We start from the raw sequence: 18,329 nt of genomic DNA on the forward strand, positions 1-18,329 counted from the left end.
ATCATTTACCCAATCATCCAATCTGATAAAGGAGGGCATTGCAGATGGCGGCCGCCACGTTGCTGCCCCCCTTTCTTCCTTTTGCCACGATGTAGGGCGTATCCCCAAGCGTGAGGATCAGTTCCTTGGACTGGACCACGTTCACGAAACCTACCGGCGCCCCTATGACCAGGGCCGGGGTAATGCTCCCCTCCTTCACCAGTTCATAAAGACGGATCAGGGCAGTGGGGGCATTGCCGATGGCAAAGATACAGGGACGGTTCCTTCCAAATAACCGGGCCGCCTTCTCCATGCTGGCCACTGCCCTGGTGGTCCCCTTTTCAGCCGCCTCCCTGGCCACGTCCTCATCTGCCATGAAGCAGAGCGCTTCCCCTCCCAGGGAAGACAGTTTCTTCTTATTCACCCCGGACCATCCCATATTGGTGTCCGTGATGATTACAGCCCCCTGTCTGAGGGCGTCAATCCCCTTTTGCACCGCGTGTTCAGAGAACACCAGGTTCCCGGCATACTCAAAATCAGCCGTTGTATGGATGGCCCGCTTGATGACCGGCTCCTGTTCCGGCTCCAGGCGGATTCCCATGGATTGCAGCTCCTGGTCAATCAGTTCAAAACTGCGGCGCTCTATCTCCGAGGGAAGCACCTGTTCCAATTGTATATTTAACATTCTGTCTTGTCTCCTTATATGGCAGTCTGGAGCATGGTATCCCAAAGCCCCTGCTGCCGTTCTGTTACTGTTTCGTCTGACATCCCATGGCCGGTCTGCTATTGGTCTGTTACGGGTCCATTGCCGCCATTACCTTAAAAAGCTGTCTTTGCGCCCTATAACCCCATCATCTTATAAATGGCATCCATATCCAGGCTGGACCGCAGTACATCTGCCAGCTTATCATACTGCTGCTGGCGGTAGGCTTCATAATCCCCTTCCCTGACCTCATCCATGGATATCCCTTTCCGTGCCGCCAGTGAGGATACAATCGTCTCCGCTATCCCCGGATGGTCGAACATACCATGGATGTAGGCCCCGTAGATATTCCCCCGGTTCCATCCGTCCTCCTTCACCCGTTTCCTCTCACAGCCCTGCTGATCCGTATCCTGTACCTCCATCACATAGGAGGCCGGGCGGCAGATGACGGGTTCCCGGCGCCAGGACACCAGCATTGCGGTATCCATGGCCCCATGTTCCCGGTCAATGGACGTGCGGCCCATATGGATTTCATAGCCGCTGATGCATCGGCCTGATAAGGGCGCCAGGACACCGTCCAGTTCTCCCAGGGAACCTTCCACCTGGGTCCTTACCTTTTCCTCCTGGAACTCAGTCCTCAGCGGCAGCAGCCCCATACCTGGAACCTCCCTGCCGCCTGCGGACTCCACACCGGAAACATCCCTGAGCACTTCCCCCAGCATCTGGTATCCGCCGCAGATTCCCCATATGGGTATCTGTTTATGAGCCAGCTTAAGCACTGCGGCCTCCAGGCCGTTCTGGCGCATCCACAGCAGGTCATCCATGGTATTCTTCGTACCCGGAAGGAATACCAGATCCGGCGTCCCCAGTTCTGAAACCCTGGAAACATAGCGCAGGGATACCCCGGGTATCCTGGAAAACACATTAAAATCCGTGAAATTGGATATCCTGGGCAGACGGATGACCGCCAGGTCCACCAGACCGGGGGCCTGACCATTGTCCAGACGGGCGCTTAAACTGTCCTCATCCTCAATATCCACATCCATGTAGGGCACCACCCCCATGACCGGTATGCCGCACAGCTGTTCCAGCATCGCGGTCCCGGGGTCCAGTATGGACCTGTCCCCCCGGAATTTGTTGATGATAAGCCCTTTAATCCGCTGCCGTTCTTCCTGCTCCAGAAGGGCCACGGTGCCGTAAAGCTGGGCAAACACACCGCCCCTGTCAATATCACCTGCCAGCAGCACCGGGGCGTCCACCAGCTTTGCAAGGCCCATGTTCACGATATCGTCTGATTTGAGATTGATTTCCGCCGGGCTTCCCGCGCCCTCAATGACAAGGATGTCATAGGCATTGGACAGCCGTTCATAGGATGCCATGATTTCCGGAATCAGGCTGCGTTTCATGGCAAAGTAATCCCTGGCCTTCATGTTGCCCCTGGAAATGCCATGGACAATCACCTGGGATCCCACATCCGTGGTGGGTTTCAGCAGGATTGGGTTCATATCCACATGGGGGCGTATGCCTGCCGCCTCTGCCTGGACCACCTGTGCCCGTCCCATCTCCAGGCCCTCCGATGTAATATAGGAATTCAATGCCATGTTCTGGGATTTAAAGGGCGCGGTCCTGTATCCGTCCTGCATGAATATACGGCAAAGTCCGGCTGCCAGGATACTTTTTCCCGCATTGGACATGGTTCCCTGAATCATGATTGGTCTCGCCATTATCGTTCTCCTCTGTTCGCTCTTTTGGGGGCTGTGCTGTTCACTTTAAGCCATCCCGCCTTGCCCTGTTTCTTCTTTTACTGCTTTCGTCATGTACTCCATCAGCCGTTGGTTCTCTTCCCTTGTCTTTACACAGACCCGGTAAAAGGAGGAATTGAGTCCTGGATAATTGCTGCAGCTCCGTATGAGCACCTTGTGCTTCAACAACCGGTGGTACAGCCAGCCTTTTGCGGGCATTTCCATGTCCCGCCCCGCGGGGCTGCCTTGTCCGGCATCTCCATTGTCCGGCCCAGTATCCCCTCTGTCCGGCCCGGCATCCCCTTTTCCTTGAAATACCTTAAAAAACAGATAGTTGGCCTGGGAGTCATATACGGTAAACCCAAGTTTTTCCAGTTCTACCCGCATCCATTCCCGTTCCGTCCCAACCACTTCCCTCGTACGTCTGACGAAATCCTGCTCTTTAAGGGCTGCCTCGCCTGCCTTTTGGGCAAGGCCCGACACGGACCAAGGCTGCCTCACCTCACCCAGGCGTTCAAGGAGGTGTCCATCACTGCAAAGACCGTATCCCAGCCGCAGTCCTGCCATGGAATACAGCTTGGTAAATGCCTTGAGCACAAAAAGATTGGGGTATTCCTCCAGGAACGGAATCACGGAGCATGCCTCCGGTCCATCCAGGAAATCACAGAAGCATTCATCCATGATAAGGCGCGTGCCAGAACCACGGCATACCTGCGCCGCCCGTCTGATTTCCCCTGCCGGTACAGGTATGCCTGTTGGATTATTGGGATTGCACAGGAATACCATGTCATATGGCCTGCCTTCCCCTGCCGCCCCTGTAATCCGCTGGAGAAGGACCTCCGTATCCAGCGAAAATCCTTCCTTTTCCTCCAGGAACAGGTGGTCCACCCTGCATCCGCATGTCACCATTGCCTGTTCATATTCGGAAAAAGCCGGGGCTGTCACCAGTCCTCTCCTTGGCATACAGGCATGGACCAGTCCGAACACCAGGTCCGCCGCTCCATTTCCACAGATAATCCATTCTTCCGGCACTTCATGAAACCGGCCCAGCGCCTCCCGCAGCTTCCCGCAGCGGCTGTCCGGGTATACGCTGCACACATCCGTATGTATACAGGATTCCAGTACCTTCCTTACCCCGTCCGGAAGCCCCAGGGGATTCAAATTGGCGGAATAGTCCATATCGATTTCCCGGGTGTAAATATCCCCGCCGTGCTGATACTGCATGAATCGGTTCTCCTCTCAAGCCATTCTTTACAAACCTTTACAAACACTGCTTTTTGTCCATTTTATTTTCCATGAATCTTCACAAACACTGTTTTCCGTATAATCCTATTTCCACAAATACTTTTTCCGTATAATCACCTTTTATATCGTGTACAGGTCATGTCAGGACCAGGATGGCTGCCAGCGCGGCCATCAGGATCATCTCCACTGTAAACATGAGCTGGTTGGCCTTCTTAATATCCATCGGACACACTGGGCGGTCATCATCCCCGATAAAGGGCTTTCTGTGCAGTGTCCCGAAATACCAGGCATCCCCTGCCAGCCTCAGATGCAGGGCGCCTGCACATGCAGCCTCGGCCTGGGCTGAATTAGGACTTGCATGTTTATGCCTGTCCCGCATCAGGATGCGCCATCCATGGATTCCGTCCATTCCCGGAAGGAGAAAGGCGGCCAGCACCATAAGGCCTCCGGTCAGGCGGGACGGAATGAAATTTAAGATATCATCCAGTTTTGCCGCCGCCCTTCCAAAGAGGATATATTTCTCATTCTTATACCCTATCATGGAGTCCATGGTGTTAACTGCTTTATAAAACATTCCTCCCACCGGTCCAAACAGGGCCATGAAAAGAAAGGGGGCAACTACCCCATCGGACGCATTCTCCGCCACGGTCTCAATGGCAGCCCTGGCAATACCGGACTGGTCCAGCACCGCCGTATCCCTTCCCACAATCATGGACACATGGGTCCTGGCCCCTTCCACATCCCCGGCCTCCAGGCTGCGGAATACCTTCATGCTCTCCGTGCACAGGCTTCTGGCTGCAAGCATCTGGTAACAGATGATTGTCTCAACGCAAAAGGGGAGGATCCAGAGGGAAGGAAATGAAATCTGCCGCAATGCATACAGTACGCCCCACGGAACCAGGCACCACACCACGCACATGGCGGCTGTGAGGGAAAAACCGGCTGCCAGTTCCCTGCCGCCCATCCATTTCCTGATGCATCCTTCCAGCCATGTAATCATCCGCCCCATCAGGCGGACCGGGTGCGGGAAATGATACGGATCGCCGAGGATCCAGTCCAGGACACATCCTGCAAGCAGCGCCATCCCATGTAATTTCCATAATCCAAACCATCCAGCCATGTTCCTATTCCGTCCTCCATATGGTCACTTTATTCCCTGTCCCAGCATAGTCATTTTACTCCCCGTCCCAGTATAGTCACTTTATTCCCTGTCCCAGCATAGTCACTTTATTCTCTGTCCCAGCCCGCATAAGACCCGCCAGACCTCATCGGCCTCCTTTGCCGCCAGGCAGCACAGGCGTCCTGTTTCCTCCCGGTACTGCCGTTCCATGGCATCTGCCGGAACAATCCCATAGCCAATCTCATCCGTCACCAGAATCCGGTCCGGGGCATCTTCCCGCAGGGCTTTCAGGATTTCTTCCATCTGTTTTTCATCCCCGGGCTTCCAGGGATCCCCGTTGGCTCCAACCCCAAGCTCATGGCTCATGAGGCGTCTGATAAACAGATGGAAATCACAGCAGTACCTGCTGTTCATATAGGATTCCCATCCCCCGTCCCCGCCGGACGCCCACCGGACCGTCCCTGCATCCGCCTCCGGTATAAGGTTTTGTTGGACAAATTCCCTCTTGCCCTGGCTTCTTCCTCCGATAACCAAAATCATATGACATGACCTCCCAGTATCCCTGTCTTTAACAGCGCCGCCAGCACAGCCAGTCCGGCCAGTTCACACACCTGAAGGAAACAGCCTGCCAGATCCCCTGTGATTCCTCCAAATTCTTTTAATGACATCCTGTAATACCACCAGAACACAAGGAGCTGGCCCAATCCCAGGCCAAGGCTTAAAACAGCCGCCCCGGCCAATCCGCCTGCCCTCCATCCCAGGGCAGCTGCAACGGCCAGGCATATGACCAGCCAGACGGCCAGCACAATCCTGTCCGTACGCTTTTGTGCGGTCCGTGCAAACCCAGCAGCCAGCCCGTCCTTTTTGGCAGATGGGAATGTGACCACCGAGAGCCCGCTGAATGCCCGCTCCATCACAAATACCAGTCCAGGCATCACGTAAAGCAGGAACCTAAAATCCCCTTCGCAGCCGGACAGATACAGCACGTACTCATTCACCACCCCCAGATACAGGAGAAGATAGACTGCCAGTGATATGACGGCAAATGCCCCCAGATGGGGGTCTTTCAGGATTTCCAGTTTTTTCTCCCGTTCACCATAGGAGTGGATGGCATCCATGGTATCCATGAAGCCGTCCATGTGGATTCCGCCTGTAACCAGAAGAGGAATAGCTGCCGTTATCAGCGCAGCCGTCAGGGGATTCAGTGCAAACACATCCAGCCCCAGATAAAACCACAGTCCCAGTACTCCCCCCTGGGCCAGTCCCACAAATGGAAAAAAGCACATGACATGGCGCATCCGTTCCTCTGTCCATTCCACCGCAGGCATGGGAATCTTGGAATACATGGAAACAGCTATTATGCAGGAATAAATTCCATTCATACCATTACTCAGCTCCTCTCCTTTATCCTTTTGCGTATAACAGGATTTTTAACCTTACCCTTTCCATACAACAGGGATTCCATATACCACTTCCACAACCCGGTGGGAACATGCCCCAAGGCGACTGTTGACAAGTCCCATAAGGCGTATGTACCCTGCCGTCCCTGAATCATATATGATACCGTCGGACGCCACCTCATTGGTCACAATGACCATATCCTTTACCTGGGATGCCAGGCAGAGGATGTCTTTGAGCAATTTGTCTGCCAGCTTGTCAATGGAGACATTTCCCTGTCCCTCCCCCCCATCTGCAAACATCTCGTTGGCAGCCAGGTTGGACACGCACTCCAGAAGCAGGATGGCCTTCTCCTGATTGCTGTTCCTGATACCGCGCAGGGCCGTACCCACATCTGCCTGGCATTCCACTGTGATGAATCCCTTTCCCCTGCGCAGTTCCTGGTGGCGGAGGACCTTCGCCTTTCCCTCTTCCCCATACACGGTCATGGTTGCCACATAATAACGCACAGGGCAGCCTGAGGCCATCACAAGGTTCTCCGCGTATTCTGATTTGCCGCTGCCGCTGCCGCCTGTCACGAGATAAATCACAGGCCACTCCTCCCTTCGGATTTCATGGAATACTGTTCCGGTACCGTTGATGTCAGATATGTATCAGACCAGGTGTTCATACTGGCCCACCTGGATTTCCTCAAAACTGCTCATCTGCGTGTATACGGCTGCCGCCATGTCAAGAAGCGGAAAAAGTGCAGCCGCCCCAGTCCCTTCCCCCAGACACATCCCGGCCCGGATGGCAGGCCGAAGGCCCAGGGCGTCCAGCACCATTTCCCCTGCAGGCTCTGCCGAAACATGGGAAGCCAGCAAAAAATCCCTGACCTGGGGACAGATCCTAACTGCTGCCAGGGCTGCCGCACCGGTAATCAGGCCATCCAGCACCACAGGAAGACGTACCATACCGCATCCTATGTAAAAACCAGCCAGGGCCGCCAGATCAAATCCCCCCACCTTGGCAAGCACGTCCACCGGATCTGACCGGTCCGGCCGGTGAAGGGCAATCCCATTTTTTATGACCTGGATTTTCCGGCTGTATCCATCCGTGGTAAGCCCTGCGCCGCGCCCGGTTACCGCGTCCGGCTCCTGGTCAAGAAGCACGGACAGCACTGCGCTGCTGGTGGTTGTATTGCCAATCCCCATCTCCCCGGAGCCGGCCAGCCCATATCCCTTTTCCTTCAGTTCATACGCAAGCCTGATTCCCACCTCCATGGCCCTTAGGGCCTGGCCGCGGCTCATGGACGGGGCCTTCAGGAAATTCTGCGTGCCCTCTTTAATCTTTCTTGGAAGCACGCCGGGAATGGGGTCATGACCAGCTATCCCCACATCAATGGGGATGACATCCGCACCGGCTTTCCCGGCCATGATGCAGACACAGGAACAGCCCTTTGCCATGTTTCCCGCCACAATGGCAGTGACCTCCTGTCCGGTCTGGGTCACCCCCTCCTCCACGATTCCATTGTCAGCGCACATCACCACAATGGCCTTCTTACTGATATCGATTGCGGCTGTGCCGGATGCCCCCGCAATCCGCACAATGTCCTCCTCCAGGACCCCCAGGCTGTTAAGGGGTTTTGCCACCTGGTCCCAGCGCCTGAGGGCCTGTTTCACGGCTGCCTCATCAGCCTGTTTTACTGACTTTACCACTTCATCAAGATTCATGTCCCATTTTCCTTCCAAATATGATGCATCTGTCTGCAAACCGCTCTGTAAATCCAGGACAGGAGGGATAATAAAGATGGGGGAAGCCAGCCATCACATCCCCCCTGGTCCGCATGCAGCGCCATGACCTGCCGCCCACCGGTTTCCTGGCTGTCATCCTGTATTCCTCATCCCCGCATTCACAGTCCCAGTAATGAAACTCATGGCCCTTTATCTCCATGCCCGGCAGTATGTACGGAAGGGTTCCGTCCGGGCTAAGGGTGATGTAACCGAAACGTCCCTTTTTATCTCCCCTGAAGCCGCGGCCGGGCAGCACGCCCGCCATCGGATAGTCCTTCCCGTCAATGCCCTGCAATGTCTCAAGCAGGTATAGATAACCTCCGCATTCTCCCAATATGGGCATTCCCCGGCCCGCCGCATCAGCCACCGAAGAACGCATGGATATACCGCCAGCCAGTTCCCCTGCATAATTCTCGGGATATCCCCCTCCAAAAAGCAGGCCGTCCAGATAATCCGGTATCGTTTCATCGTGGAGGGGACTGAAGTATACCAGCCTGGCCCCTGCATGTTCCAGGGCGTTCAGGTTGTCCCTGTAGTAAAAGCAGAACGCCTCGTCCAGGGCCACGCCCAGGTAAAACTGTCTGTCTGAGTTTTTTTCACATCCATGAGCAAAAGGTGCCGTTCCACTTTTTCCACACCACATCTGACGGCAATTCATCTCATCGGAATCCGCCTTCCCTGGATTCGGATATTGATTTCTGTCAGAATCCGGATTCCCCTGCTGGGCACGATGCTCCCTGCCTGAATCCGCTTTTCCCGGCCGGGCACGATGCCCCCTCCCAGGATTTAATTCCGCTGCTTCTCCCTTACCGCCGCTAATCATGGAGAGCACATCCAGATCCACTGTCTTTTCCATGCAGTCAGCCAGCCGCTCCATCTGTCCCTTAAGCCCGTCTATCTCATCCGGCAGGACCAGGCCCAGGTGCCTGCTTCCCACCTGGAGGAAATCAAGCTCCGGCACATAGCCGATGACCGGAACGTGGAGCTGTTCCTCTATGAGCGCCTTTACCCTTCCATATATCATGGGGGATATGCGGTTAAACAGGATACCTCCGATCCGGTTGACACACTTGATTTCTTTTCCTTCCTCATCCCTGGGGACATATTCCAGGAATCCCTTGACCTGGGCCGCCAGAGACAGGCTGGCTCCCTTGGCATCCACCACCAGGATGACAGGCAGTTCAAGGATCTGGGAGATTTCCCACGTACTGCCCTTCGCGGAAATTCCTCCTAAACCGTCAAAGTAACCCATGACTCCCTCGGCCACCACAAAACGGCCTGCAGATATGTGAGAAATTTTCTCACGCATATGGTCCGGTTCCTCAAAAAAGCTGTCCAGGTTCCCGCTTTCCAATCCCAGAACCTTGTTGTGGAACAGGCCGTCAATATAATCAGGGCCGCATTTGAAGGGGGCCGGGTTCCATCCTTTCCTGTCAAGGAGTTTAAGGAGGCCGCAGGTAATCATGGTCTTTCCGCTGCCGCTTTTAGGAGCAGCTATCATAACTCCTGCCATTGGATCTCCTCACTGTCCAAAGACGGGTTCTGCATCACTGCAACATAAACCGGATTCTGTGCTTTTGGCATATGATAGGCGCCAACCACTTCCACCTTTGCCGCCAGTACCTGGGTCAGTTCCGTATCCTGGAATCCGAACTTCCTCATGCAGTCCAGAATCTCCCCAACAGTTTCCAGCGTAATGGCATTTGCCACAATCCTTACCTGTGGATTGGCTGCCAGAAGCGCCTCCACGATTGCCGGCATCTTCCCGCCGCTTCCTCCGATAAACGCATGGGTCGGCATCGGCAGTCCGTCCATTGCCTCCGGCGCCTCGCCCTCCACAATATGGAAGCCCTGCCAGCCTCCATGGAATTTCTGGCAGTTGGACTGTATCAGCTGAAGGGCGTCCAGGCTGCGCTCAATGGCATAAACCTCCCCATTGCCTCCCCTGCGCCGGATTTCCAGCCCCATCTCCACTGCCACGGAACCAGTCCCTGCCCCGATATCATAGCAGACAGCCCCATCCCCAATGCGGAGCTTTTCCAATGACAGCCTGCGCACCTCTGCCTTTGTCATGGGAACCTGTCCCCGGATGAACTCACTGTCCTCAGGCCCCTTTACCGGATAAAGCTGTCCCTCAAGCGCTTCGTCATTTTCCACCAGGACACATACCAGGCTTCCAAAGGGCCGGTGCTCATCCTCCATGATAAGTTCAGCAGGCGTCATCGCCCAGGTAATACGTTCATCTTCATATGAGAGATTTTCTCCGGCCCATATATTCACATGGCTCATATCGCTGCTCACCAGCTGCCTGCACAGGGAGGACACGCTTCCTGGTCCGCCCAGCAGGATAAAGCAGGACCTGTGGTTCCTTATATGGGCCACCACATCGCACTCCCGCCCATGGCTGCTGATTGGATGGACGTTCTGCCAGCTCTTCCCCAGCCTGGCGCAAAAGTAGGACAGGCTGGACACACCCGGAACATATTCCACATCCCATCCTTCCCTCATGAATGCCTTGGCAGCTGCTTCCGCACCGCTGTAGAATCCGGTGTCGCCGGAAAGCACCAGCGCCGCCTCCTCCCACTTAAAGCTTCCCAGCCATTGTACCATCTCACTGGGCTTGTAGGCGGAAAACACACGCTTTCCCTCGGTGTAAGGGTGCACACTCTCAAGCATCCGGTCAGCCCCGGTTATGACCTGGGCAGCTTCCAGGCAGTCCATGGCCCGTCCGGTGAGCTGGTCCTCCCCTCCCATACCGATACCGACCAGATACACGACCGGCCGAAGCTCCTGGGAAAATGTGTTCTCATCTCTCATGTTCCATCCACTCCTTTATCTGTATTTTTACATCCTCCAGGGAAATACCCCCGGCGCGTTCCGGCCTGTCAATCAGCACGGCCTGTACCCCTGCCGCCCTGGAAGCCTCCAGCTTCCCATCCATCCCCCCGGCCCTTCCGCCGTCTTTTGTCACCAGGAACCGGCACTGAAACTCCCTTAACAGGGCCAGGTTCATTTCCGTTGAAAACGGTCCCTGCATGGCAATGATATGCCGTCCTTCATATCCCAGCTTCCTGCATATGTCCACGGATTCCACAGACGGCAGCACCCTGGCGAATATCCTCTGCCGGTAATCCGGAAGACTGCTGAAAGCAGAAAGCTCCTTAACGCCTGTCGTGACCAGTATGCTGCCCTCCCGTCCTGCCAGCCACCGAACCGCGGCTTTTACATCCGGCACATGGATGACATCATCACCTGTGGGGCTGCTTTCCCTTCTCAGGCAACGGATGAACCGGATCTGAGGAAATGCCTTACATGCCTGTTTAATATTCTCCGTCACCTCCGTTGCATATGGATGGGTGGCGTCAATCACCATCCCCGGCCGGACTTCTTCCAGCAGTTCCTCCATGGACTCCCGGTCCAGGCGGCCCTGCCGGATATCCAGAAGGCTGTTATCCGGGTTGCTGTTATCCGGGCTTCCCCCCTCCAGAACATCCCGCCCATACTCCGTTGCCACACACACAACCGTCCGGCAGCCAAGGCCTGCCAGATACGCTGCAAGCAGACGCCCTTCCGTTGTTCCTGCAAAAAGGACTGCCTTTTTCTGCCTTATCCGGCTGCCCTTTTCCGCCATATCATTCCATGCATTGTCATCCCTCATACCTGTAGCCTCTGGGAGTTACCATATACTGCCCGATTTTCCTTGTCTGCGGGCTGCCTATATAGACGGTTGTAAACATATCCACAGCCCTGTCCTTCATTTCCCCCAGGCTCATCACCTCCATGTGCTGTCCGTCCCTGCCTATATTGGATACAAGGCCGCACACCGTATCCTCACCCCGGTACTTAAGGATCCGCTCACATGCCTGCCTGAAATAATCCGGTCTTCCCTTGCTGGCCGGATTATACATGCAGATGACAAAGCCCGCCTGGGCAGCCGACTCCACCCGGTTCCATATGGCATCCAAAGGAGTCAGCCTGTCACTGAGGCTGATGACCGCAAAGTCATGCATCAAAGGCGCTCCCAACACCGCAGCGCCTGCGCTGGCAGCCGTAACCCCCGGCACGATTTCCACCTGTACTCCGGGATATTGTCCCGCCAGCTCCAGTATCAGACCCGCCATGCCATAGATGCCCGCGTCTCCGCTGCATATCATGGCCGTGTCCTTGCCCTCCATGCAGCATTCCAGTGCCCTCCGGCACCGTTCCTCTTCCCTTGTCATTGCCGTTGTCAGGAACTGTTTATGAGGAAAATGCTCACGGATTAAATCCACATAAACCGTATATCCGGCAATGACCTGACAGCGCTTTAACGCTTCCAGGGCAGCGCCTGTCATCTGGTCCATGCTCCCCGGCCCCATTCCCACCACATACATGGTGCCTGGCCTGATATTGCCCATACCAGCATCTTCCCGCCCTGTCCTGAACTCAGTCGTGAATACAGGGTCATACAGCTTGGACCGTTCATATCCGCTTTGAGCCACACTATCCCCCACGATAATCAGCGCCGTCTTCCTTATCCCTTCCCGCTGCGCAGACTCCTTAAGCGTACCCACGGTACAGCGCACCACCTTTTCCCCGGGCCACGTGGCTTTGTAAACAATGGCAGCGGGCGTATCCTCCCTGTATCCGCCTGCCGTCAGTTCCTGTGACAATTCCTCCAGCATACCCGTGCTCAGGAATATCACCATGGAAGCCCCATGGGCTGCAAAGCTGCGTATGGATTCCTTCTCCGGCACCGGCGTCCTGCCGGCCATCCTGGTGATTACCACGCTCTGGGTCACATCCGGAAGGGTATACTCCATCCCAAGGGCAGATGCAGCGCCGCAGAAAGAGCTTACACCAGGGCATATGTCATATGGGATTCCTTTCCTGTCCATCCAGTCCATCTGCTCCCGGATGGCCCCATATAAACATGGGTCGCCTGTATGCAGCCGCACAACAGCAAGGCCTGCCCGGTGGGATTGCTCCACAACATCCATCACCTCTTCCAGCGTCATCCTTGCGCTGTCATACACAGCCGCCCCTTCCCCTGCAAGGGCCAGAAGCTCCGGATTCACCAGGGAACCTGCATAAATAACCACGTCAGCTTCTCCAAGAAGCCGTTGTCCCCTTACCGTTATCAGGTCCGGGCTGCCCGGGCCTGCTCCTACTATATGTACCATAGAATATCCGCCTTTCATGATTATGGGTTATCTGCAATGCGTTCCAGCATCACGGCAGCCCCGCTGGTAGCACCAAGAATCCCTCTCTCATTGGTAAATACCACTGCTTCAATCTCAAGCCGCCCTGCTGCACGCCCTTTTAAATGTCCCTCTATACGTTCCATCACCCGCTCCATCACCTGGTCCCTGAGGCCTTCCCTGGTTTCCAACAGCCGCAGCCCTTCATCCACCGTAATGGCCTCCAGGATCTGGTTTACCAGACAGGAATCAGCCCCGCAGGCCGCGCCATAAGCCGCCAGCACTTCCATGCGCCCATCGGCCGCGGACGAGTGCGTGTTCATGATTCCTGCCGCCAGCTTGATAAGTTTGCCTCCATGCCCCACCAACAGGATTCCCCCTGCCCCTTCTTCCACAGCCATATCAATGGTGTTTCCGATGAAATTGCTGCATTTCACAGCCTGTTCAAGCCCAATCTTCAGATGATCCCTCAGGAATGCCTCCCCATAATTCCCGGGCGTCACCACCAGCCGGCAATGTCCCGCCAGCACGTTCTGCCGCAGCTCCAGGCGGATGGTTTCCAAAAGCGCTGTTTCACTCATGGGTTCCACCATGCCGCTGGTTCCCAGGATAGAGATTCCTCCCAGGATTCCCAGCTTACTGTTAAAGGTACGCCCAGACACCTCCAATGCCCCCGGTACGCTGATTTCAATCCACAGCACACCCCGGTACCGGTATCTGGCACAGATGTCCTCCACCTGTCTGAAAATCATCTGGCGCGGCACAGGATTGATGGCTGATTTTCCCACTTCGCAGCTTAATCCTTCCTTTGTAACCCGTCCCACTCCCACCCCACCAGTTAATTTGAGGCAAATATCATTATTTTTATGTTCATAATACCCACCATCATGTTCCCCCACATCATCCGGGCCATCTTCTTCCCTGACAAAGCTGACCCTGGAATACACTACAAGGCCATCCGTCACATCCGGGTCATCCCCCGCGTCCTTCCTCACGCCGCAGGAAACAGCACGCTGCCCCATGGAAATATCCTCCACTTCCAAATCCAGCCTTATGCCCTTTGGTGTTTCAACCGACACCTGCTCCGTCCTGTTCCTCCCAAGCAACATAACGGCAGCCGCCAAGGAAGCCGCTGCCGCACAAGTACCCGTGGTATATCCCCATCTCAATTTTTTCTGATTCTTATAGATGTATGAGTCTCCCATCGTATCACCTGCTGTCTATCCTCTGACTTATAAACTAAAAGTATAACATATCTATATGTATTTCTCAATGTCTAATTTGAAAGGCTCCACGGCCGCGGCCACCGTAACACCTCCCCCAGCCTCCTTGCCAAACAGCATCCTTCCTCCTTCTGCCATACATGCCCGCTCACAGACATTACCGATTCCAACCGTCTGTTCCACAAAGGCGGACTCCGTGAAGGTACCGCCCACATCCCCAAGCTCAGCCGCACTGTAAAACCGCAGGGTCCAGCCCCGCTTTTGCGCCAATGCAAGCAGGGCAGGTTCCTCCTTCTTTATGTCAATGGTTGCCAGCGCCTTGACTGACGCCGGGTCTATCCCATGTTTCCTAAAGCATTCCAGGACCTGCCGTTCCAGGACGAAAGGCTCCACTCCCCTGCGGCAGCCCACTCCCGCCACAACTGCCTGCGGAATGAGCCTTAGGACATGGCGGGAACCGACAGCCCCCACACGCCTTTCAAACTCCAGGCTGCTGTCCTTTACCGTAACCCATATATTATATTCACTGGGATTTTTACAGCAGCCCCTGGGCACGCCCGGCTCCCCACCCTCAAACTCATTGAAGAATCCCACATTCCCGCCGTCCAAGATCCTGGCAGACACCTGTTTAGCCGCCTCCCGGTCCGTCAGGACCAGTCCGTTCTCAGCTGCAAATACATCCACTGCAAACAGTCCGTTTACATCAGTCGCCGTTGTAATCACAGGCACTGCCCCGATGCATTCCCCAATCCGGCTGGCAAGGGCATTGGCCCCGCCCACATGGCCGGACAGGATCGGGATTGAAAAGCGGCCCGCTTCATCCACCACAACTACCGGGGGGTCTGTCATCTTGTCCCGCACAAACGGTGCAATGGCCCGCACCGCAATCCCCACCGCCCCCACAAACACCATGGCCCTCTGTTCCCGGAACATGGTTTTTGTCCACTGGCCCAGGGGCATGTCCTGGCATCTTACAACCCCTTCCATATCCCCCGTCTTATCATATGTATCGCTGTAACGCTCAGGCACAAATGCAGTGCACTCGTCCACGCCGCCGCTTAACCTGCTGGCCAGATGACAGCAGAGCCTGGTCCCCCTGGCTGTAAAACTGATTATACCAATCTTCAATCCCGTACTCCTTTATCCGGACTCTTTTATCCGCGCAATAACCATAAAAGTACCAGTCCGGCAGGACCATCCCCCGTCAAACAAGCCAGAGCCATCCCCCGCCGGACAAACCATAAGGACTTCCCTGGAGTTTTCCAATCACACGCCTCCAGGGCATCCTCTGAATCGAAATGAACACATTTCAGTATAATAGATATTTATTCCTGTTGCAATGCCTCATTTTTCATTTCCCGCTTCCGCTTTGTGATCAGGCCCCCGATCCGGCCGCTCTCCTTTGCCGTAAGGCTTCTCCATCCGCTTTCCATCACCTTTGAATCCAGGCCCAGTTCCTGGGCAATCTCGAATTTCAGTTGGTCCTGGGGACTTAAATTATGAGGGTCAAAAGGCTCTGCCTTTTTTGCTTTTCCCATGCTGTCCACAACTCCTTTCATATAAGTACAAAAGGATTATGCCCAGGCAGGGGGTACCCTATACGGCTCTTACAACTAATTCCAATTACTCTTGCTTTTTAACTTGTTGTATATTATACTGAATTTGTATCTGTTGTCCCATTATATACAGTTGTTTGATTAAATTTTCACAAAAGTCATGGGATTCCCTGATTAAATGATAGAAAGGAAGCGCAATGTGAATATCGCAGTAATTGATGACTCCATAGATGATGCGCGACAGCTGGCCGGATTCGTGTCCACTTATTTTTCCGATGCCCACATCAGTCAGAAAACCACTATCTTTAATACGGCAGCCGACTTCCTTAACGCCTGGCACATCGGCGTATATGAACTTGTTTTCATTGATATTTTCCTGAAGGGGGAGGCGTCCGGAATCCGGATTGCCGAGCATATCCGGCGTGACGATGACCAGTGCACCATCATCTTTACCACCAGCAGTACGGACTTTGCCCTGAAGGGATACGAGGTGCGTGCCCTGGATTACATGCTAAAGCCACTGCGCTTCGGAAAGTTCTGCCAGACCATGGACTATTTCCGCTCCGTATCCCAGAGGAAGCGCAGCCATTATATAGAAGTAAAAGAAAGCCGGATCATGGTCAAGCTGCCCATCGATGATATCCTCTACACGGATTACAGCAACCATTACATCCAGATCCATCTGCCGGGCAGGCTTGTGAAGACTTACATGCGTTTTCACGATTTTTCCAGCCTGCTGCTCTGCTATCCCCAGTTCATATGCTGTTACAGGAACTGTATCATCAATATGGACAAGGTGACATCCCTGGAAAAGGCTGAGTTTGTCCTGAATACCGGAGAGCATCTGCCAATCACAAGGACACTGAGGCCGCAGATCCATCAGCATTATGCTGATTACCAGTTCCAGAAGTTAAACGGAGGTATCTGATGTATCCTGTCAATATCCTGCTGGTATGCACCATCCTGGCTGAGTTACTATATGTCATCCTTCCCTTCCTCTTTACGTTCCGCAAAGAATGGAGGTATTCTGCGTCTAAAATTACAGGTATTCTCTTGGGATACCTTTTTTTTGTGTGCCTCCTCACCTGTGCGGCATTGAAGTTTTCCAGGGAAAGGATTTATCTTCCATGGAGCTGCATCATCATGCTGTCACATGTCCTGGTCTGCAGATGGATGGTGAAAACAGATCTGAAGGTCACCGTCTATTCCCTGTTCCTGTTCAAGAACTTTGTGGACATATCCACGTTCATTGCAGGCATGCTGGATATCTCATGGAATATCCCGGCAAATACGGCCACCATATCCAGCGCAGGTTTTGCGTACCAGCTTCTCTTCCTCACCCTTATTGTTTCCAGCGCATATTATCTGCTGCACGGACACCTGATCCAGGCCGTGGAATACACACGTCCCCTTCCGGTGTGGAGCCGCCTGGTTTCCATCCCTGTCCTGTTCTTCGTCGTATATCACTTTGATGTGGGATATATCACACCAAAGCAGTTCATGGCCACCCATACCAACGCCTTCTTTTCCGTTATCTGCTGGATGGTATGTATCTACACCGTGCACTACGTAACTTTACGCATACTTTCCAGGCTGGCCCAAAGCTATGCTGCCAGCGAGCAGTACAGGACCACCCGTCTCCTTGCCGGCGTGCAGACCTCCCAGATGGCTACTCTCCAGTATAACCTGGACCAGCTGAAAAAAACACGGCATGACTACCGCCATCACCTGATAACCATAAAAGGGCTTCTGGAGGAACAGAAACCGGATTGCGCCCTGGAATACATCAATGAATACCTGGGCAGCTTCGAGGCCCTTTCCACGGTCCAGTATTGCTCCAACATTTCCTCCAACGCCATTTTAAACTATTATATCCACCTGGCCAGGAATCAGGGCATCGGTGTGGAAACCTCCATCTCCCTGCCCGAGGCCCTCCCCATGCCCGACACCGACTTCTGCACAATCCTGGGCAACCTTCTCTCCAACGCAGTGGAAGCCTGCGAACGCCAGACATCCGGTATCCCCTCCATTGCCATCAATATCGGGCAGGCGGGTAAATCCATGATTGCCCTTTCCATCCGCAACACCTATACCCACGCCATCCGCCTGAAGGACGGACGTTTCCTGTCCTCCAAACGGGATGACCTGGGTACCGGGACCTCCTCTGTGCGTTATCTTGTGGAGCGGTATCACGGCATCCTTAAATTCACGTATGAAAATGGGATTTTTGAGGCATCCCTGCTTCTTAACCCATTGATGAAATAACCCTGTTCCTGACTTTTCATGTACCAATCCGCCCCTGACAATCATCAATTTCCCCCTGACAATCTCCCCCCTGACAATTCAAAAAAGGCTATGGACGCTTACCGCGTCCATAGCCAGTCCCTTAATACTCCTGCACATTCCCACGA

At 54.4% G+C, this 18,329-nt stretch carries 17 protein-coding genes and 1 pseudogene; 2 read left to right on the forward strand and 16 right to left on the reverse strand.

The window, feature by feature from the left end:
• Positions 1-13 precede the first annotated feature (13 nt).
• The 16 genes and pseudogenes from LK536_RS31855 to LK536_RS31930 all read right to left on the reverse strand — a co-directional run bounded on the left by LK536_RS31855 (position 14) and on the right by LK536_RS31930 (position 15,900).
• A complete protein-coding gene (locus tag LK536_RS31855) occupies positions 14-664 on the reverse strand; it encodes a precorrin-8X methylmutase (RefSeq protein WP_120058246.1) in 651 nt (216 codons plus the stop codon).
• A gap of 155 nt (positions 665-819) precedes the next feature.
• A complete protein-coding gene (locus LK536_RS31860) occupies positions 820-2,406 on the reverse strand; it encodes a cobyric acid synthase (RefSeq protein ID WP_227794972.1) in 1,587 nt (528 codons plus the stop codon).
• Between the two features lie 45 nt (positions 2,407-2,451).
• Positions 2,452-3,648 carry a pyridoxal phosphate-dependent aminotransferase gene (locus LK536_RS31865; RefSeq protein WP_227794973.1) on the reverse strand — a complete coding sequence of 399 codons (1,197 nt, stop codon included), beginning with the start codon at positions 3,646-3,648 and terminating at the stop codon, positions 2,452-2,454.
• Positions 3,649-3,805: 157 nt separating this feature from the next.
• The gene (gene cbiB, locus LK536_RS31870) at positions 3,806-4,789 is read right to left on the reverse strand and encodes an adenosylcobinamide-phosphate synthase CbiB (protein WP_227794974.1); all 984 of its coding nucleotides are present in this window, start codon (positions 4,787-4,789) and stop codon (positions 3,806-3,808) included.
• A gap of 102 nt (positions 4,790-4,891) precedes the next feature.
• Positions 4,892-5,329 carry a bifunctional adenosylcobinamide kinase/adenosylcobinamide-phosphate guanylyltransferase gene (locus LK536_RS31875; RefSeq protein ID WP_008725225.1) on the reverse strand — a complete coding sequence of 146 codons (438 nt, stop codon included), beginning with the start codon at positions 5,327-5,329 and terminating at the stop codon, positions 4,892-4,894.
• A complete protein-coding gene (locus tag LK536_RS31880; RefSeq protein ID WP_227794975.1) occupies positions 5,326-6,171 on the reverse strand; it encodes an adenosylcobinamide-GDP ribazoletransferase in 846 nt (281 codons plus the stop codon). The genes LK536_RS31875 and LK536_RS31880 overlap by 4 nt, the downstream gene beginning before the upstream one ends.
• Before the next feature lie 54 nt (positions 6,172-6,225).
• The gene (locus LK536_RS31885; protein WP_227794976.1) at positions 6,226-6,777 is read right to left on the reverse strand and encodes a bifunctional adenosylcobinamide kinase/adenosylcobinamide-phosphate guanylyltransferase; all 552 of its coding nucleotides are present in this window, start codon (positions 6,775-6,777) and stop codon (positions 6,226-6,228) included.
• 63 nt (positions 6,778-6,840) lie between these two features.
• Positions 6,841-7,899, reverse strand: coding sequence for a nicotinate-nucleotide--dimethylbenzimidazole phosphoribosyltransferase (gene cobT, locus LK536_RS31890; RefSeq protein ID WP_227794977.1), 1,059 nt, complete (start codon positions 7,897-7,899; stop codon positions 6,841-6,843).
• Positions 7,889-9,472 carry a cobyrinic acid a,c-diamide synthase CobB gene (locus tag LK536_RS31895; RefSeq protein WP_227794978.1) on the reverse strand — a complete coding sequence of 528 codons (1,584 nt, stop codon included), beginning with the start codon at positions 9,470-9,472 and terminating at the stop codon, positions 7,889-7,891. Before LK536_RS31895 ends, cobT begins: the two co-directional genes overlap by 11 nt.
• A complete protein-coding gene (locus tag LK536_RS31900; RefSeq protein WP_025482138.1) occupies positions 9,457-10,776 on the reverse strand; it encodes a bifunctional cobalt-precorrin-7 (C(5))-methyltransferase/cobalt-precorrin-6B (C(15))-methyltransferase in 1,320 nt (439 codons plus the stop codon). The genes LK536_RS31895 and LK536_RS31900 overlap by 16 nt, the downstream gene beginning before the upstream one ends.
• On the reverse strand, positions 10,766-11,617 hold the full coding sequence (cobK, locus tag LK536_RS31905; RefSeq protein ID WP_227794979.1) for a precorrin-6A reductase: 852 nt from the start codon (positions 11,615-11,617) through the stop codon (positions 10,766-10,768). The genes LK536_RS31900 and cobK overlap by 11 nt, the downstream gene beginning before the upstream one ends.
• Positions 11,607-12,356 carry a precorrin-3B C(17)-methyltransferase gene (gene cobJ, locus LK536_RS31910; protein ID WP_474912139.1) on the reverse strand — a complete coding sequence of 250 codons (750 nt, stop codon included), beginning with the start codon at positions 12,354-12,356 and terminating at the stop codon, positions 11,607-11,609. The genes cobK and cobJ overlap by 11 nt, the downstream gene beginning before the upstream one ends.
• A 9-nt stretch (positions 12,357-12,365) precedes the next feature.
• Positions 12,366-13,121, reverse strand: a pseudogene (gene cobM / locus LK536_RS31915) (precorrin-4 C(11)-methyltransferase); the annotation flags it as partial.
• A 20-nt stretch (positions 13,122-13,141) separates the two neighbouring features.
• A complete protein-coding gene (gene cbiD, locus LK536_RS31920; protein ID WP_227794981.1) occupies positions 13,142-14,344 on the reverse strand; it encodes a cobalt-precorrin-5B (C(1))-methyltransferase CbiD in 1,203 nt (400 codons plus the stop codon).
• 51 nt (positions 14,345-14,395) lie between these two features.
• On the reverse strand, positions 14,396-15,490 hold the full coding sequence (locus tag LK536_RS31925; RefSeq protein ID WP_227794982.1) for a cobalt-precorrin 5A hydrolase: 1,095 nt from the start codon (positions 15,488-15,490) through the stop codon (positions 14,396-14,398).
• Between the two features lie 197 nt (positions 15,491-15,687).
• Positions 15,688-15,900: an alpha/beta-type small acid-soluble spore protein gene (locus LK536_RS31930; RefSeq protein WP_008725198.1), complete on the reverse strand. Its 213-nt coding sequence runs from the start codon at positions 15,898-15,900 to the stop codon at positions 15,688-15,690.
• 217 nt (positions 15,901-16,117) lie between these two features.
• Between LK536_RS31930 and LK536_RS31935 the strand changes: the two genes are divergently transcribed.
• Both LK536_RS31935 and LK536_RS31940 read left to right on the forward strand, forming a co-directional pair.
• Positions 16,118-16,846, forward strand: coding sequence for a LytR/AlgR family response regulator transcription factor (locus LK536_RS31935; RefSeq protein WP_025482143.1), 729 nt, complete (start codon positions 16,118-16,120; stop codon positions 16,844-16,846).
• On the forward strand, positions 16,846-18,183 hold the full coding sequence (locus tag LK536_RS31940) for a sensor histidine kinase (RefSeq protein ID WP_025482144.1): 1,338 nt from the start codon (positions 16,846-16,848) through the stop codon (positions 18,181-18,183). The genes LK536_RS31935 and LK536_RS31940 overlap by 1 nt, the downstream gene beginning before the upstream one ends.
• The last annotated feature ends 146 nt before the right edge of the window (positions 18,184-18,329 follow it).

The sequence above is a fragment of the Clostridium pacaense genome, assembly GCF_020709765.2.
Classification (GTDB): domain Bacteria; phylum Bacillota; class Clostridia; order Lachnospirales; family Lachnospiraceae; genus Enterocloster; species Enterocloster hominis.